The organism is Nitrospira japonica, from assembly GCF_900169565.1.
Taxonomy (GTDB): Bacteria; Nitrospirota; Nitrospiria; order Nitrospirales; family Nitrospiraceae; genus Nitrospira_C; species Nitrospira_C japonica_A.
Window position 1 is genome coordinate 2,302,761 of sequence record NZ_LT828648.1, and the last position, 16,141, is coordinate 2,318,901.

15 protein-coding genes and 1 pseudogene are annotated in these 16,141 nt (G+C 60.1%); 13 read left to right on the forward strand and 3 right to left on the reverse strand.

Annotated features, from left to right (window positions below; all coding sequences use genetic code 11):
• Positions 1–22: 22 nt before the first annotated feature.
• The 3 genes from groL to NSJP_RS11135 form a co-directional block, all read right to left on the reverse strand.
• Positions 23–1,663, reverse strand: coding sequence for a chaperonin GroEL (groL, locus tag NSJP_RS11125; RefSeq protein ID WP_080886966.1), 1,641 nt, complete (start codon positions 1,661–1,663; stop codon positions 23–25).
• A gap of 58 nt (positions 1,664–1,721) precedes the next feature.
• Entirely contained in the window at positions 1,722–2,021 is a 300-nt protein-coding gene (locus NSJP_RS11130; RefSeq protein ID WP_080886967.1) for a GroES family chaperonin, read from the reverse strand.
• 276 nt (positions 2,022–2,297) lie between these two features.
• Positions 2,298–3,296 (reverse strand): sigma-70 family RNA polymerase sigma factor, encoded by a 999-nt coding sequence (locus tag NSJP_RS11135; RefSeq protein ID WP_080886968.1) that lies wholly within the window; start codon positions 3,294–3,296, stop codon positions 2,298–2,300.
• Between the two features lie 127 nt (positions 3,297–3,423).
• Between NSJP_RS11135 and NSJP_RS11140 the strand changes: the two genes are divergently transcribed.
• The 13 genes and pseudogenes from NSJP_RS11140 (at position 3,424) to NSJP_RS11200 (ending at position 15,920) form a co-directional block, all read left to right on the forward strand.
• Positions 3,424–4,626, forward strand: coding sequence for an MFS transporter (locus tag NSJP_RS11140; RefSeq protein WP_080886969.1), 1,203 nt, complete (start codon positions 3,424–3,426; stop codon positions 4,624–4,626).
• 105 nt (positions 4,627–4,731) lie between these two features.
• On the forward strand, positions 4,732–5,943 hold the full coding sequence (locus tag NSJP_RS11145; protein WP_080886970.1) for a bifunctional 3,4-dihydroxy-2-butanone-4-phosphate synthase/GTP cyclohydrolase II: 1,212 nt from the start codon (positions 4,732–4,734) through the stop codon (positions 5,941–5,943).
• 139 nt (positions 5,944–6,082) lie between these two features.
• Positions 6,083–6,541, forward strand: a pseudogene (ribH, locus tag NSJP_RS11150) (6,7-dimethyl-8-ribityllumazine synthase); the annotation flags it as partial.
• A gap of 80 nt (positions 6,542–6,621) precedes the next feature.
• The gene (nusB, locus tag NSJP_RS11155) at positions 6,622–7,062 is read left to right on the forward strand and encodes a transcription antitermination factor NusB (protein ID WP_080886972.1); all 441 of its coding nucleotides are present in this window, start codon (positions 6,622–6,624) and stop codon (positions 7,060–7,062) included.
• A gap of 27 nt (positions 7,063–7,089) precedes the next feature.
• Positions 7,090–8,427 carry an adenylosuccinate lyase gene (gene purB / locus NSJP_RS11160; protein WP_080886973.1) on the forward strand — a complete coding sequence of 446 codons (1,338 nt, stop codon included), beginning with the start codon at positions 7,090–7,092 and terminating at the stop codon, positions 8,425–8,427.
• Complete coding sequence (locus NSJP_RS11165) at positions 8,424–9,224, forward strand: chlorite dismutase family protein (RefSeq protein ID WP_080886974.1); 801 nt, start codon at positions 8,424–8,426, stop codon at positions 9,222–9,224. Before purB ends, NSJP_RS11165 begins: the two co-directional genes overlap by 4 nt.
• A gap of 21 nt (positions 9,225–9,245) precedes the next feature.
• Positions 9,246–9,950, forward strand: coding sequence for a phosphoribosylaminoimidazolesuccinocarboxamide synthase (gene purC / locus NSJP_RS11170; RefSeq protein WP_080886975.1), 705 nt, complete (start codon positions 9,246–9,248; stop codon positions 9,948–9,950).
• Between the two features lie 223 nt (positions 9,951–10,173).
• Positions 10,174–10,392 carry a hypothetical protein gene (locus NSJP_RS11175; RefSeq protein WP_080886976.1) on the forward strand — a complete coding sequence of 73 codons (219 nt, stop codon included), beginning with the start codon at positions 10,174–10,176 and terminating at the stop codon, positions 10,390–10,392.
• The gene (purS, locus tag NSJP_RS11180) at positions 10,389–10,628 is read left to right on the forward strand and encodes a phosphoribosylformylglycinamidine synthase subunit PurS (protein WP_080886977.1); all 240 of its coding nucleotides are present in this window, start codon (positions 10,389–10,391) and stop codon (positions 10,626–10,628) included. The genes NSJP_RS11175 and purS overlap by 4 nt, the downstream gene beginning before the upstream one ends.
• A gap of 160 nt (positions 10,629–10,788) precedes the next feature.
• Entirely contained in the window at positions 10,789–11,511 is a 723-nt protein-coding gene (gene purQ, locus NSJP_RS11185) for a phosphoribosylformylglycinamidine synthase subunit PurQ (protein WP_080886978.1), read from the forward strand.
• 88 nt (positions 11,512–11,599) lie between these two features.
• A complete protein-coding gene (purL, locus tag NSJP_RS11190) occupies positions 11,600–13,846 on the forward strand; it encodes a phosphoribosylformylglycinamidine synthase subunit PurL (RefSeq protein WP_080886979.1) in 2,247 nt (748 codons plus the stop codon).
• A gap of 32 nt (positions 13,847–13,878) precedes the next feature.
• Entirely contained in the window at positions 13,879–15,309 is a 1,431-nt protein-coding gene (purF, locus tag NSJP_RS11195; RefSeq protein WP_080886980.1) for an amidophosphoribosyltransferase, read from the forward strand.
• A gap of 140 nt (positions 15,310–15,449) precedes the next feature.
• Positions 15,450–15,920, forward strand: a complete 471-nt coding sequence (locus NSJP_RS11200) for a lasso peptide biosynthesis B2 protein (protein ID WP_172834288.1) — start codon at positions 15,450–15,452, stop codon at positions 15,918–15,920.
• Positions 15,921–16,141 lie beyond the last annotated feature (221 nt).

The window sequence follows — 16,141 nt, forward strand, 5'->3', positions numbered from 1 at the left end:
GCCGTCAGCTCGGTTGCGTCTCTTAGTACATCCCTTCCATGCCGTGGTTGTGGCCTGCGTGGCCGCCCGCGGCTTCCTTCTTCTCTTCAGGGATGTCGGTGATCATGACTTCGGTCGTGAGCATCAGGCCTGCGACGCTGGCGGCGTTCTGCAATGCGCAGCGCGACACCTTAGTCGGGTCGATGATGCCGGCCTTGATCATGTCCACGTATTCATCCGTCGCCGCGTTATAGCCGGAGCTGGTGTTCTTGTCATCGCGTACCTTGCCGACGACGACGGAGGATTCTCCGCCTGCGTTGGCGACGATCTGCCGGATCGGCTCTTCCAATGACCGGCGCACGATGTCGAGACCGACCTTCTGTTCGGCCGGCACATCCTTTATTCCGTCCAGGGCCTTGATGCAGCGGAGATAGGCCGTTCCGCCGCCGGGGACGATGCCTTCTTCCACCGCGGCCTTCGTCGCGTGGAGGGCGTCTTCGACGCGCGCCTTCTTTTCCTTCATTTCGGTTTCGGTCGCGGCACCCACGTTGATGACGGCCACGCCGCCCACGATCTTCGCCAAACGCTCCTGGAGCTTCTCGCGATCGTAGTCGGACGTCGTCTCGTCGATCTGGGCCTTGATCTGCTTGACGCGGGCCTCGATCTTCTTCGGGTCGCCGTAGCCTTCGACGATCGTGCTGTTGTCCTTGTCGATCGTCACGCGCTTGGCGCGGCCGAGATCGGTCAGCTTCACGTTCTCGAGCTTGATGCCGAGATCTTCGGAAATCACCTGTCCGCCGGTCAGGATCGCGATGTCCTCCAGCATGGCCTTGCGGCGATCGCCGAATCCGGGAGCCTTCACGGCCGCCACGTTCAACGTACCGCGGAGCTTGTTGACGACGAGGGTCGCCAGGGCTTCGCCTTCGACTTCTTCCGCGATGATCACGAGCGGCTTGCCCATCTTGGCCACCTGCTCGAGGATCGGGAGGAGGTCCTTCATGCTGCTGACTTTCTTTTCATTGATCAGGATGAGCGGCTCTTCGACCGAACATTCCATCCGCTCGGCGTTGGTGACGAAATAGGGGGAGATGTAGCCGCGATCGAACTGCATGCCCTCGACCACGTCCAGCGAGGTGGTCATCGACTTGGCCTCTTCGACCGTGATGACGCCGTCCTTGCCCACCTTTTCCATCGCCTCGGCGATCAGATCGCCGATGGTCTTGTCATTGTTGGCCGAAATGGTGCCGACCTGGGAGATCTCGGTCTTGGTCTGGCAGGGCTTGCTGAGCTTCTTCAATTCGGCCACGACGGCTTCGACGGCCTTGTCGATGCCGCGCTTGATTTCCATCGGATTGGCGCCGGCGGTGATGTTCTTGGCGCCCTCGCGATAGATGGCCTGGGCCAACACGGTGGCGGTGGTGGTGCCGTCTCCGGCGGTATCGCTGGTCTTGCTTGCGACTTCGCGAACCAGCTGCGCGCCCATGTTTTCATACGGATTCTTGAGTTCGACTTCCTTGGCGACGGTGACACCGTCCTTGGTGATGGTCGGGGCGCCGAACTTCTTGTCGAGAATGGCGTTCCGGCCCTTCGGGCCGAGCGTCGCCTTGACGGCGTCGGCGAGCTGATTGACCCCCTTCAGAATGGAGGCCCGAGCTGCCTCGCTGTACAACAGTTGCTTTGCCATGTGATTCCTCCCTTGGTGTCGTATGTTCAATCAATAATGGACGTGTGACGGACGATCCTCAGTTGGCGAAGATCCCGAGAATGTCCTCTTCCTTCAGGATCAAGCATTCCTCGTCCTCGATCCGGAGCTTACTGCCGGAGTACTTGTCGAAGAGCACCTGGTCGCCGACCTTGACGTTTTCAACCTTCTTCCCCACGGCCTGCACCACGCCCCGCTGCGGCTTTTCCTTGGCCGAGTCCGGCACGTAAATTCCGCCCGCGGTCCGTTCCAGTTCCTCGGTGTAGGTGATGAACACCCGATCACCCAGTGGCTGAAAACCCTTGGCGACGTTTTTCTTCTCTTTCGCTGCTGTGCTCATATGCAACACCCTCCTCGTGCTGATTAGTGAACCGGTTGATATAGTGACGATTTGGTACTGGTTCAAACTCGACGGCGCATGACTGCGCGCCTCAAGCAGAAGCCCTGATCTGCAAACTCGGGGGTTGAGATAGCCTCAGGTCAGTCCAAGTCAAGGGGGGGATTCAGAATTTCTTTCCAGCCCCACTTCGTCGTCGGGAAGGCATCATAACCTATTGACATTCCAATATGCCAGGGAGATTTTTGGTGCGGTCGGCGATAGAGAGGCCGGTGGAGGTCAGACACGCAAGCGATCGAAATCCTTGACGTCCTTCTTGATATAGTCGCGAATCCGCTTGATGATGCGAGCTTCCAACTGCCTGGTCCGCTCCTTGGTAATGCCGTACTTCTCACCCAGATCGTCGAGCGTGAGCGGCGTCTCTGACAAGAGACGATTGCGCAGAATATCCTCGTCCCGCTCGTCCAACGTCTTGACGAACTCCGCCAGCTTTGCCCGGAACAGCGTCTGCAATTGGTGCTGAGCGAGTTGCTCATCGGCTCCAACCTGCTGAGAGGGCAGCACGTCGAGCAGGGTGCCGTCCTGTTCTTCGCCGATCGGCTGGTCGAGGGAGAGTTCCCAGTTCCCCAGACGCTGATCCATTTCGACGACGTCTCGTTCCCGTACGTTCAACCGGTCGGCGAGCAGCTTCGTGTCCGGCGCAAAGCCCTGCCGTTCGAGCTTCGCTTTCTCCTTCTTCAAATTGTAAAAGAGCTTGCGCTGATCCTGTGTCGTCCCGATTTTGACGAGACGATAGGTATTGAGCAGGTAGCGCAGGATGTAAGCCCGTGACCACCAGGCGGCATAGGCATAGAAGCGCACGTTCTTCGACGGATCGAATTTCTTGATGGCCTGCATCAGGCCCACGTTGCCTTCTTGGATCAGATCCATGTGGTCGGCGCCGGTATGCAGGTACTCGGATGCGATAGCCACGGAAACCCGGAGATTGGCCATGATGAGCTTCACCGCGGCTTCGCGGCTGCCGTGCGTCCGGTATTCTTCGAATAAACGCTGTTCCTCTTCCTTGGTCAGGTACGGATGCCGCCGGACTTCGGCCAGGTATTGCTGGAGGGCCGTAACCGGTACGACTGCGGTCGTATCGACGGCCGCCCGCGTCGCGGGCGCGTCGTCCGATCCGGTGTCCGTCTTCGTCTGCTCTTCGACCGGATCCTCTTCGGAAGGTCCGAGAATTTCCGGTTCCAGCGGTGCCTCGGCCGCCGGTTTATTTTTTCGCTTCATCAGGGTCGAGACTATCACACCGTTCGACGGGGGACCAAGCGCAAGGATCGGAGGGGGCCGCCCGTCGTCGCTTGCACCGGCGAAACCGCGTCCCCTATAGTGACCTGTTTGATCCACGGGAGGCGGCATGGCGAATGTGCTGTGGGCGCTCAGACGCGGGCATTGGCCTTCGTTGATCGGAGCCTGGTTGCATTTCGAGGTCAGTTTCATGACCTGGCTGCTGATCGGTTCGCTCGGCGTGTCCATCGCGGAAGAGTTGTCGCTGTCCGCCACCCAGAAGGGATTCCTGGTGGCATGCCCGCTATTGAGCGGAGCGCTGTTCCGTATCGTCGTCGGACTCGGCAGTGATTATCTGGGACCCAAGACGACGGGACTGTACGTGTTGTTCTGTGAGATGGTGGCGCTGCTCTGGGGATGGACGGGTGGAGGGACGTTTTCGCAGATGGTCGGTATCGGGTTCATGCTCGGCATCGCGGGAGCCAGCTTCGCCGTTGCGCTGCCGCTGGCCAGCCGCGCGTATCCGCCGGCACATCAAGGCTTGGTGATGGGCCTCGCCGCCTCGGCTAACAGCGGCACGGTACTGGCCATGTTTTTCGCGCCGCGTTTGGCCGAGTGGGTCGGTTGGCGCGGGGTCTTCGGCGTGATGTTGGCACCGGTGCTGGTGACGGTCGTCCTGTTTGCAGTGCTCGTGCGCCGCGACGACGCCGCGTCGGCGCGCGAAGTATTTCCAAACTGGCGGCGAAAGCTCGAAGAAAGTCTGGCTCGGCCGGCGATGTACTGGCTCTGTTTGCTGTACAGCGTGACGTTCGGCGGGTTCGTCGGTGTCTGCAGCGCACTGCCCATCTTCCTGCACGATCAGTATAGGGTGGATCTCGTGACGGCCGGATCGATTACGGCGCTCGGCGGATTGCTCGGCAGCGTGATCCGGCCGCTGGGAGGGTATGTGGCGGATCGCGTCGGTGGAGCGCTGGTGCTCCCGGCGGTGTTCATGGCGATCGCGGCCAGTATGGTCGCCGTGGGGACGCTTCCGTCTCTCGTGCCCGCGGTCGTCTGTGTGATGGCGGCCATTACCGCCATGGGGTTCGGGAACGGCGTCCTGTTTCAGGTGGTGTCGGACAAGTTTCCGAAAGAGATCGGCATGGCCTCAGGCCTGATCGGAGCGGCAGGAGGAATCGGTGGTTTTCTCTTTCCCTTCGGTTTGGGAAGTTTGAAGGATCTGACCGGCACGTATGCCGCGGGCTGGTGGGCGTTCGCCGCGGCGGCCGGTTGTGCGTGGGCCACCGTTCGCCTGTATAATCGACGAATGAACCTGCCGCAGCGAAATGGATGAACCTAGGTCCTTTTTCCCGTTGACAGCCGAGACCGAAACGGAGTTAGCTGAGACCGGCTCGTTCCCCAATTTTCAGTTCAAAATCTGACCTTTCGGCGAACATCCATGAGCACCCCGTTCAATACCATCGAGGACGCGATTCGAGACATCAAAAAGGGCCGGTTCGTCATTCTCGTGGACGACGAAGACCGCGAAAACGAGGGCGACCTGGTCATTGCGGCGGAGAAAGTGACTCCCCAGGCCATCAATTTTATGGCCAAGCATGCCCGCGGGTTGATCTGCCTTGCGTTGACGCCGGAGCGGGTGGAAGAGCTGCAGTTGCCTCAGCAGGCGGTCGAGAACACGGCCGCGTTCGGTACCGCGTTCACCGTGTCCATCGATGCGCGCAAGGACATCACGACCGGTATTTCCGCTGCGGACCGGGCGACTACGATCCATGTCGCGATCGATCCAAAATCCAAGCCGCCCGACCTTGCCCGGCCCGGCCATATTTTCCCGCTGAAGGCGCAGCAGGGCGGGGTGTTGAAGCGGGCGGGTCAGACGGAAGGATCGGTCGATCTGGCGAGGCTGGCCGGCCTCAATCCTTCCGGCGTGATCTGCGAGATCATGAACGAGGACGGCACGATGGCCCGTGTGCCGGAATTGGCGAAGTTTGCCAAAGCGCACAAGCTCCGGATGATCACGATAAAGGCCTTGATCGAATACCGCATGCAGCGAGAGACATTTGTGAAACGAGCGGCGAGCGCCCGTTTACCGACCATGTTCGGCGACTTCGAGGCAATAGCCTTCGAGAATCAGCTCGACGGTGCAACTCATATTGCACTGGTGAAAGGTCGGATAGATGATGGCCAACCCACACTCGTGCGGGTACATTCAGGCTGCCTAACGGCCGAAGTTTTGGGATCCCTACGCTGTGATTGCCGGGATCAGCTCCACAAGGCGATGGAGATGATTCAGAAGGAGGGGCGGGGCGTAGTGCTCTATCTGAATAAGCAGGAGGGGCGCGGCATTGGCCTGCTCAATAAGATCAAAGCCTACGGGCTGCAGGATCAAGGCAGCGATACCGTCGAGGCGAATCTAAAGTTAGGTTTCAAGCCCGACCTGCGGACTTATGGTGTCGGCGCGCAGATTCTTGTGGATCTGGGACTTCATGCGATCAGGGTCATGACGAACAATCCACGAAAAATTGTTGGGATCGACGGCTACGGGTTGAACGTGGTCGAGCGCGTGCCCATCGAGATCCAGCCCCGCGAAGCCAATGTCAGGTATCTGCGGACCAAGAAGAAAAAGTTGGGGCACATCCTGAAAAAAGTTTGAGCAGGGACGACCGGGATGGTGCCCGTGCTCGAGGAACGCGCACCAAAAATCGGCGCTCGCCCAGGTCAACGTGCATGTGGTGCACTCCTGCCTCTTGTCTTGTGATCGGGATGTCTCGGGAAGGGATCAATACAGAAGGATGAAGCTCAGGAAGGGCTCCCATAACGCGACGGGGTTGAAGTTTGGGATCGTCGTCGCGAAGTTCAACAAGTTCGTGACGAGCAAACTCTTGTCCTCCTGTCTGGACGGTTTGATGAAACATGGTGTCGTCGAGCAGGACGTCGAAGTGGTGCGCGTGCCGGGGGCATTCGAAATTCCGTTGATCGCGCGGACGCTCGCGGCGACGAAGCGATTCGACGCGGTGATCTGTCTCGGCGCGGTGATTCGCGGGGATACGCCGCATTTCGACTACATTAGCGGAGAGGCGAGCCGGGGGATCGGTCAGGCGGCGCTGGATGCCGATGTCCCCATCATCTTCGGGGTACTGACCACCGATACGGTGGCGCAGGCGATCGAACGGGCGGACCCGGCCAAGTTCAATCGGGGCGGAGAGGCCGCCAAGTCGGCGATCGAGATGGCGACGGTGATGCGGGCATTGCGGGTCGGAGACGCACCGTCCGCTGAAAAACTCAAACACGACGGCGTGCGGCGGCCGGCTCGAAGGCGTTCCGCTTGATCATGGGTTCCCGCCATCAATCTCGTGAACGGGCGCTCCAGATCCTGTTCCAATACGATATCCACGGCAAGCCCGGCGTCTGGCTCGACGAGTTCTGGAACCAGTGCGAGGCGACGGAAGACGTCAGGGCCTTCGCGGAAGAATTAGTCCGCGGGGTGTTGGAGCATCGGGCCGAATTGGACGCGCTGCTCGGCCGCTATGCGACCAATTGGAAGGTCAGCCGGATGCAGGTCGTCGATCGCAATATTCTGCGTCTGGGGATCTATGAACTCCTGTGGCGCGAGGATGTGCCGGCGAAGGTCACGATGAACGAAGCGATCGAGTTGGCCAAGGACTTCGGCGATGACGAAGCGGCCAAGTTCGTCAACGGTGTGTTGGACAAGGTCCTGGCCGCTGAAGCGCGGTTGGAAGCCAAGCGCAAAGCGGCGTCCGGGCGGCCGTGAAGGACATATGACAAGGAAGAGGGCATCGTGATCGATCGGTATACCCGTCCGGGGATGAAGGCCATTTGGGATCTCAAACACAAGTATGAGATCTGGCTCGAGGTGGAATTGCAGGCTTGTGCGGCGTTCGAACGGGCCGGCCAGGCACCGCGCGGTACCGCCGCCAGAATTCGTCGGAAGGCCAGGATCAACGTCAAGCGCATCGCGAAAATCGAGTTGGTGACCAAGCATGACGTCATCGCGTTTCTTGAATCGCTGGCGGATGACGTCGGGCCGGAGCATCGGTTCCTGCATATGGGACTGACGTCCTCCGATATCGTGGATACGTCGCTCGCCATGCAGCTGACCGAGGCACTCGATCTCATTCTCGACGGGGTGGAAGGATTTCAGAAGGTCTTGAAGGACCAGGCCTTGCGGCACAAGCGGACCGTGACGGTCGGCCGGTCGCACGGCATCCATGGGGAGCCCATTTCGTTCGGGTTCAAGCTCGCCATCTGGTACGAAGAGATCGGTCGGCATCTGGAACGGCTGCGCCAGGTGCGCGGCATCATTGCGGTGGGCAAGCTATCCGGGGCGATGGGGACGTTCGCCCATCAAGGGCCGGAGATCGAGGCCTACGTCTGTTCCAAGCTGGGGCTGTCCGTCGATCCGGTGTCGAATCAAGTGGTGCAGCGGGACCGGCATGCGGCCTTCGCCACGGCCCTCGCCTTGCTGGCCGCCACGATCGAAAAGATCGCCACGGAGATCCGTCATCTTCAGCGGACGGAAGTGCTGGAGGCCGAGGAATATTTTTCCCAGGGTCAAAAGGGTTCGTCCGCGATGCCGCACAAGCGCAACCCCATCGTATCGGAAAACCTGTGCGGTCTCGCCCGCCTCGTACGGGCCAACAGCCTGGCCGCGATGGAGAACGTCGCGCTGTGGCACGAGCGGGACATCAGTCATTCGTCCGTCGAACGCGTGATCATGCCGGACAGCACGATTCTGGTGGACTACATGCTGGCGAAGGTCACCGATCTGATCGCCCGCCTGGTCGTGTATCCGGAGCGAATGAAACGCAATCTGGAGTTGACCGGAGGGTTGGTATATTCGCAGCGCCTGCTGTTGGCACTGGTCGCCAAAGGGGCTCAGCGGAAGGAGTCGTACGAGGCGGTCCAGCGCAACGCCATGGCGTCATGGCAAGGCGCGGGCATGTTGCAGGACTTGGCGGCCAAAGACCCGTTCATCGCGCGACATTTGAAGAGGAGCGAAATTGCCGCCTGTTTCGACCCGCGGTATTATCTGCGGCACCTCGACCAAGTATTTCGTCGGGTGTTCAGAGGCCCGGGACGGAGAAGGGGCGCCCAAAGAAAGCGAGGAGGCCGATGAGTCGATCACGCTGTGCCGGGCTGTATGCCATTGTGCTGTGTGTCCTATTGGGAGGGTGGGTGTCGGCGTCCTACGCCGCCGCCGATCGGGACAAGCTGCTCAGTGAACCGGGCATCTACGGGACCTTTGCCGCGTTCGGCTTGACGGAAGAATGGGGCAGGCTGGACGCTCCGGCAAAGATCGCTCACCTGACTGCCTTGAAGGGCGTGGTCGAGCAGCATCGCGAAAAGGTCGCGATCGATTTGTATCTCCTCCGAGGGCTGTCCGACCATGCGGACGTTCTCTTCCGCATTCACGCGGCGGACTTGCGGGATTCGCAGAAGTTCCTGGTCGATCTCCATGCGAGTCCGATGGGACGCTATCTGAAAGGGGCGGGCGTTCTGAACGGGATGAGCAAAAAGGCGAATTACGTTCCGGGGTTTCCCGACCAGATGAAGGCGGATCTGAAGACTGCCAGTGAGCCGGGCCCCGTTCCCTATGCGATCGTGATTCCGATCAGAAAGAGCGCCGAATGGTGGGCGCTCGATCAGGAGAAGCGCGCGGTCATGATGAAGGAACACACCGAAGCGGCGCTGCCCTATCACAAAACTGTGAAGCGGAAGCTCTATCACTCCAGCGGGCTGGACGATTTGGACTTCATTACCTATTTCGAGACCTCGAACCTGGAGGATTTCCACAACCTCATTCTGTCGCTGGAAAAGGTGAAGGAGTTTCAATATACGCGGCGATTCGGCCACCCCACCTTGCTCGGCACGTCGAAGTCCCTCGACCAACTCATCGAAACATTGGCTCAGTGACGGGCCTGATTGCGAGGCGCCATGACCAGCGGCACCATGATCTACGAGGGCAAGGCAAAGAAGATTTTCACGACGTCAGATCCCGATCAGGTCGTCCAGTACTTCAAGGACGACGCGACGGCCTTCAACGCACAGAAGCGCGGGACTATCCTTGAAAAAGGGGTCGTCAACAACAAAGTGTCGGAGCGGCTGTTCCGGTTGTTGGAACAGAACGGCGTGCCGACGCATTTCGTCGCGCGCACGAGCGACCGCGAGATGCTGACCAAGAAGGTCGCGATCGTGCCGGTCGAGGTCGTCGTGCGGAACGTCGTCGCGGGCAGCCTGGCCAAGCGCCTGGGGTTGAAGGAAGGCGAACCGATCGAGCCCGCGATCGTCGAGTGGTATTACAAGAACGACGCGCTCGGGGATCCGTTGATTGCCGACGATCACGTGCGTCTGCTCAAGCTGGCGACGCCCGAACAGATGGCGGAGATCAGGAAGCTGGCGCTGAAAGTCAACGGCGTGCTGCAGCCGTTCTTCGGCGAACGGCGGATGATCCTGGTCGACTTCAAGCTGGAGTTCGGCCTGTACAATGCAACGCTCATCCTGGCCGATGAGATCTCTCCGGATACCTGCCGGTTCTGGGATCAGACGACGAAGGAGTCGATGGACAAGGATCGATTCAGGAAGGACTTGGGTAGGATCGAGGAGGCGTATCAGGAGGTATTGAAGCGAGTCTGCGGATAGGCGCCGCGGGTCCTGTCGGCGAACAGCCCCAGCGTGCTCGCACCCCCGCCCGGTGTGGGGACCCCCGCTGCGTGCGCTAGGGCGCCCGTTCGCCGCCACCCGCACGGGCCACCGAGTCAAGATAAATGTGGTTATCCGAGTTTCCGCTGATGTCGCGGCGCAACACTCAGCCTCTCCTAATTAACCTTCGTGAAGGGAGGGAGGAGGGCGAGGAAGAGACAGAATGCTGAAGGGGTTTCTAAATTATGGACTCGTGGCGGCGGTGTTGGTGTGGGCCGCCGTGGTCGGTCTCATGGCCTATCGGCTGGAGGATTCTCCGTGGCGGTGGGCCTTCATTGCCCTGGTCTTCGCGGGGATTTTGACGATCGTTGCCATATTCCGGATCAGGCGGTACATCGACGGGTTGAGCAAGGCAGAACAGGATCGGGGGAGCCAATCGTGAAAGCAAAAGTCCACGTGACATTGAAGCAGGGGATTCTTGATCCGCAGGGGAAAGCGATTGAGCATGCGCTCCAATCGTTGGGCTTTCAGAGCGCGTCGAACGTCCGTGTCGGGAAGTATATGGAACTGGACCTGAACGAAACGGACAGGGCCAAGGCGGAAGCTCTGCTGAAGCAGATGTGCGAAAAGCTGCTGGCCAATACGGTCATCGAAGAATATCGGTACGAGTTGTCGTGAAATATTTCGGAACAAGAGCGCGGGTCCTGTCACCGGCGGAGTCCGCCGTGCTCGTTCCCCCGCCCGGTGTGGGGGACCCCCTCTGCACGCGGCGGGCACCCTCTGTCAGTGCCACCCGCGCAAGGGCATTTACTCAACGGCATGGTAGGAGGGGGGAGACGTGAAGATCGGGATCGTGGTGTTTCCCGGCAGCAATTGCGATCACGATTGCCGCCATGTCTTTCAAGACGTGCTCGGTCAAACGGTGGCGATGGTCTGGCACAAAGATGCGTTGCCGGCCGGATTGGACGCGGTCGTGATTCCCGGAGGGTTCTCGTACGGCGACTATTTACGCACGGGGGCGATCGCACGGTTCTCGCCCGTCATGACGGGGATCAAGGAGTTTGCCGCAAAGGGCGGGATGGTGTTGGGGATTTGCAACGGGTTCCAAATCCTGCTCGAGGCCGGATTGCTGCCCGGCGCGATGCTGCGGAACCGCGAACTGCATTTCGTCTGCCGGGACGTCTTCGTGCGGGTCGAAAATGCGGCCACGCCGTTCACCAACGCCTGTGTCCCCGGACAAGTGCTCAGGATTCCAATCGCACATGCCGAGGGCAGCTATTATACGGACCCGGTAACGCTCGCGGGATTGCAGGCGAACGCCCAGATCGTCTTTCGGTACTGTGCCGCCGACGGCACGGTCGGCACGGAGGCGAATCCGAACGGATCCTTGGACGGGATCGCCGGCATTCGCAATGCCGAAGGCAACGTCTTGGGCATGATGCCCCATCCCGAACGCTGCGCAGAAGCATTGTTGGGAAATGAAGACGGACGTCTGATCTTTGCGTCCATGTTGGAGACGATGAGAGGAAAGCGGAGCGAGCTGAAAATGGCGGGAGTGTGACGCCGGGGATCGGCCGTCGAAGCGAAGCATGGCGGATCCCAAGATATCGGGGCGATGCGGCCTGGCATGACGAAGGGACGAGATAACGATGACCGCTGGTGACTCACGACTGCGCGATCTCATCGCCCAGCACAATCTCACGGACGACGAGTACAAGAAGATCGTCGAGATCCTGGGGCGCGATCCGAATCTCACGGAATTGGGCATGTTTTCCGTGATGTGGTCAGAACACTGTTCGTATAAGAGCTCGCGCGTGCATTTGAAGAAACTGCCGACGACCGGCCCGCGTGTGGTGCAGGGACCGGGTGAAAACGCCGGCGCCGTCGACATCGGGGACGGCCTCTGCGTCGTCTTCAAGATGGAGTCGCACAACCATCCGTCGTTCATCGAGCCGTATCAGGGCGCGGCGACCGGCGTGGGAGGGATCCTGCGCGACATCTTTACGATGGGCGCGCGGCCGATCGCGCTGCTCGATTCGTTACGGTTCGGCGAGCTGAGTTCGGCTAAAAACCGTCATCTGATGAGAGGTGTGGTGGCCGGGATCGCCGGATACGGGAACTGCATGGGCGTGCCCACCGTCGGCGGCGAAGTCCGGTTCGACGACATTTACTCGATGAATCCGCTGGTGAATGTGTTCTGCCTCGGCGTGGCGCACAAGGACAAGATTTTCAGGGGCACGGCGGCCGGCGTCGGTAACCCCGTCATTTATTTCGGCTCGAAGACCGGTCGTGACGGCATTCACGGCGCGACGATGGCGTCCGATTCGTTCGACGACCAGTCGGAGCAGAAGCGTCCTACCGTCCAGGTCGGAGATCCGTTCCAAGAGAAGCTATTGTTGGAGGCCTGCCTTGAGTTGATGGCGGAGGATCTTCTGGTGGGCATCCAAGACATGGGCGCAGCCGGTCTGACGAGTTCCTCGTGCGAAATGGCGTCGAGGGCCGGCAATGGGATCGACCTCGACCTGACGAATGTTCCCCGGCGAGAGCCCGGCATGACCCCCTATGAATTGATGCTTTCTGAGTCGCAGGAACGCATGTTGATGGTGGCGAAGGCCGGTAAGGAGGACGACTGCATCCGGATTTGCAGGAAATGGGACCTGGACGTCGCGGTCGTGGGACGGGTGACCGGCGATGGCATGCTCCGGGTGAAGGATCAAGGGCAGGTGGTGGCGGAGATTCCCGCCAAGGCACTGGCAGACGACGGACCTCGTTATGAACGGCCGCACCAACCGCCCGCCTATCAGGATATGCTGGCCAATCTGAACTACGATGCGGTGCCAGACGTCAAGGACGCGAATGCCGCGTTGCTGGCCTTGTTGGAGTCGCCCACGATCGCCAGCAAACGATGGGTCTACCAGCAATACGATCACATGGTCCGCACCAATTCCGTCGTTCGGCCGGGCTCCGATGCCGCAGTGGTTCGGATCAAGGGGACCGGCAAGGCTGTGGCGATGACCGTGGACTGCAACGGGCGCTATTGCCTGCTCCATCCTTATGAAGGCGCGAGATTGGCCGTCGCGGAAGCGGCCCGCAATCTCGTCTGTTCGGGAGCGGAGCCGATCGGGTTGACGGACTGTCTAAATTTCGGTAACCCGGAGCGGCCGGAGATCATGTGGCAGTTCGTGCTGGCCATCGAAGGTCTCAAGGACGCCTGCGAATTCCTGCAGGTCCCCATCGTCAGCGGCAACGTGAGTTTCTACAACGAGACGAACGGACTGTCCATCTATCCGACCCCCATGCTAGGCATGGTGGGGCTGATCGAGGATGCCGACCGCGCCATGACCCAGTGGTTCAAGCAGGACGGCGACGACATCATTCTGCTCGGTTCGTCGAGGGAAGATCTCGGCGGATCGGAATATCTCAAAGTCGTGCATTCCCGTGAACAGGGGTCTCCGCCTTTTCTGAATCTGGAAACCGAACGGCATGTGCAGGATTGTGTCTTGAGCCTGATCCGTGCGGGTCTGGTACAGTCGGCCCACGACTGCTCAGATGGAGGCCTAGCCGTCGCGCTGGCCGAATGTTGTATCTCCACCGAAGACCGAAGGCTCGGTGCTGTGGTAACATTACCAGTCGGACGATTGAGGCACGATGCGGTGCTGTTCGGAGAAAGCCAGTCGCGAGTCGTCTTGTCGTCCAAACCCGAAAATCGTGAGGCTGTTTTGGAACATGCGCGGCAGCGCGGCGTGCCGGCCGAGATCATCGGAGGAGTCGGGGGCGCGCGTTTCGTGGCCTACGTCAGGGACGCGCATTCGACGACGAGGGTGATCGATAGGCCGGTCTCGGAACTGTACGAGGCCTGGGCCCACTCGCTGGAACGGACATTGGTACAGGAATAACCAGGGATCATCCTACCCACGGCAGTGGCATCATGATCAAAGAACTTCCACTGATTTCTCCCGACAAATTTCACGACGAATGCGCCGTATTCGGCGTCTACGGCCATGAAGAGGCCGCCAATCTGACCTATCTCGGCCTCTATGCCCTCCAGCATCGCGGGCAAGAAGCCTCCGGCATCGTCTCCGGGGACGGCGACCAGTTTTTCGTGCAAAAAGGGATGGGGCTCGTCGCGGATATCTACAATAAGTCGGTGCTGGAATCGTTGCCGGGATACATGGCCATCGGGCACAACCGGTATTCGACCGCGGGCGGGCAGGATCTGAAGAACGTGCAGCCGCTGATCGTGAACTTCGCGTTCGGGAACCTGGCGCTGGCGCACAATGGGAATTTGATCAATGCCCAAGTGTTGCGGCACGAACTCGAAGCGTACGGCGCGATTTTTCAATCCACCTCCGACAGCGAAGTCATCATCCATCTGATCGCCCATTCGCGGGCCAGCACGTTCCTCGCTCGCGTGATCGATGCCTTGAGCCAGGTCCGCGGCGCCTTTTCCGTCGCGCTGATGACGGACAACGGCCTGATCGCCGCGCGGGACCCGCACGGGCTGCGGCCGCTGTGCATCGGACGGCTGAGAAGCAGCTGGATCGTGGCCTCGGAGACCTGCGCGTTCGACTTGCTCGACGCGGAATACGTCAGGGAAATCGAGCCGGGCGAACTGATCGTGATCAACGATCAAGGGTTGGAGAGCCATCATCCCTTTCCCCAGGCGGATCCGGCCATGTGCGTCTTCGAGTACGTGTATTTTGCCAGGCCGGACAGCAGGATTTACGGCGCCAATGCGGTCTACGGCATCAGAAAGGCGTTGGGACGGCAACTGGCTCAGGAATCCTGGGTGCCGGCCGACATCGTGATTCCGGTGCCGGACTCCGGTGTGCCGGCCGCCCTGGGATATGCCGAAGGCGGAGGCATCCGATTTGAGACGGGGCTGATCCGAAACCATTACGTCGGCCGGACGTTCATCGAGCCCGAACAGTCCATCCGCCATTTCGGCGTGAAGGTCAAATTGAATGCCGTCCCCGAGGTTCTGGCGGACAAGCGCGTCGTGGTCGTCGATGATTCGCTCGTACGGGGTACGACCAGCCGCAAGATCGTGAAAATGATCCGGCAGGCCGGTGCGAAGGAAGTCCACGTGCGGATCAGTTCCCCGCCGATCATCTCTCCGTGCTTTTACGGTATCGATACGCCGACGAAAAAGGAACTAATCGCCTCGAGTCACTCGATCGAGGAGATCAGAAAATACATTACGGCCGATAGCCTCGCCTACCTGAGCTTGGAGGGCATGTTGAAGTCCGCCCCCGGCTCGCCCACCCAGTATTGCAACGCTTGCTTCACCGAAAAGTATCCGATTTCCTTTACCAGGGCAGAAGAACTGCAGCTGGGACTGTTTGAACCATCTGCGTAGCCGCCGCGGGTTCCGTCCGGCAGTCGGCTCCGATGTACGACCCGCCACGTGTTCTTCATCTGACTATTTCTGACCGCCTAGGTATCGCAGACCGCGCGAACACTGGATTTCCCCTCCCGCCCTGTTACACTGAGCCGATCATGATCCAGATGCTATCGAAGTACGGGACGATTGCCCTGGTGGGACTGCTCGTGTGTGCCGTGCGATTCTTGTTGAGGTGGAAGAGTCTCCCCAACGTCTTGGGCATGCTCGATCGTGGGGCACTGGCAGCCGGCCGCGATCTCGCCACATTGGAACATCGAGTCTACTATCTGGATCGCTGGCTGGAACTCCTTCCCTATAACACCAAGGGCAACTGTTTTCCTCGGGCCGTGACGCTCTATTGGCTGGCCAGACGCGCCGGCTGTCCCGTGCGATTGCACTGTGGGATCAAGCGAGAGGGGTTGAAGCTCGACGGCCATGCATGGCTCACGCTCGATCGGGAACCGTTTCACGAGCCGAGCGACCAATGGCGACAGTACGCTGTGACCTTCTCGTATCCCGAGCTCACGGTGAGTGAGGAGGGCACTCACAGCCGGCCTACTCCGACCGATTCCGCACGCGTGGCCTGACGGCCGCATCCTCGCCACACTTCTTCAAGATTCTTCTTCCCGAGCAACGTTCGCCACCGTCTCGAACAGCGTCTCCGCATGGTTCGGTGTCTCGCTCCAAGCAGTACTACTGACCTGCCTAAGTAGGGCCGGATCCCTGCTTCCAGGGAGCTAGGAAATATCAGGATCCTGAACTACTCTGCCAAAAAGTTGGCGCGGCCTTTCAGGCAGGCGCAGTGGAG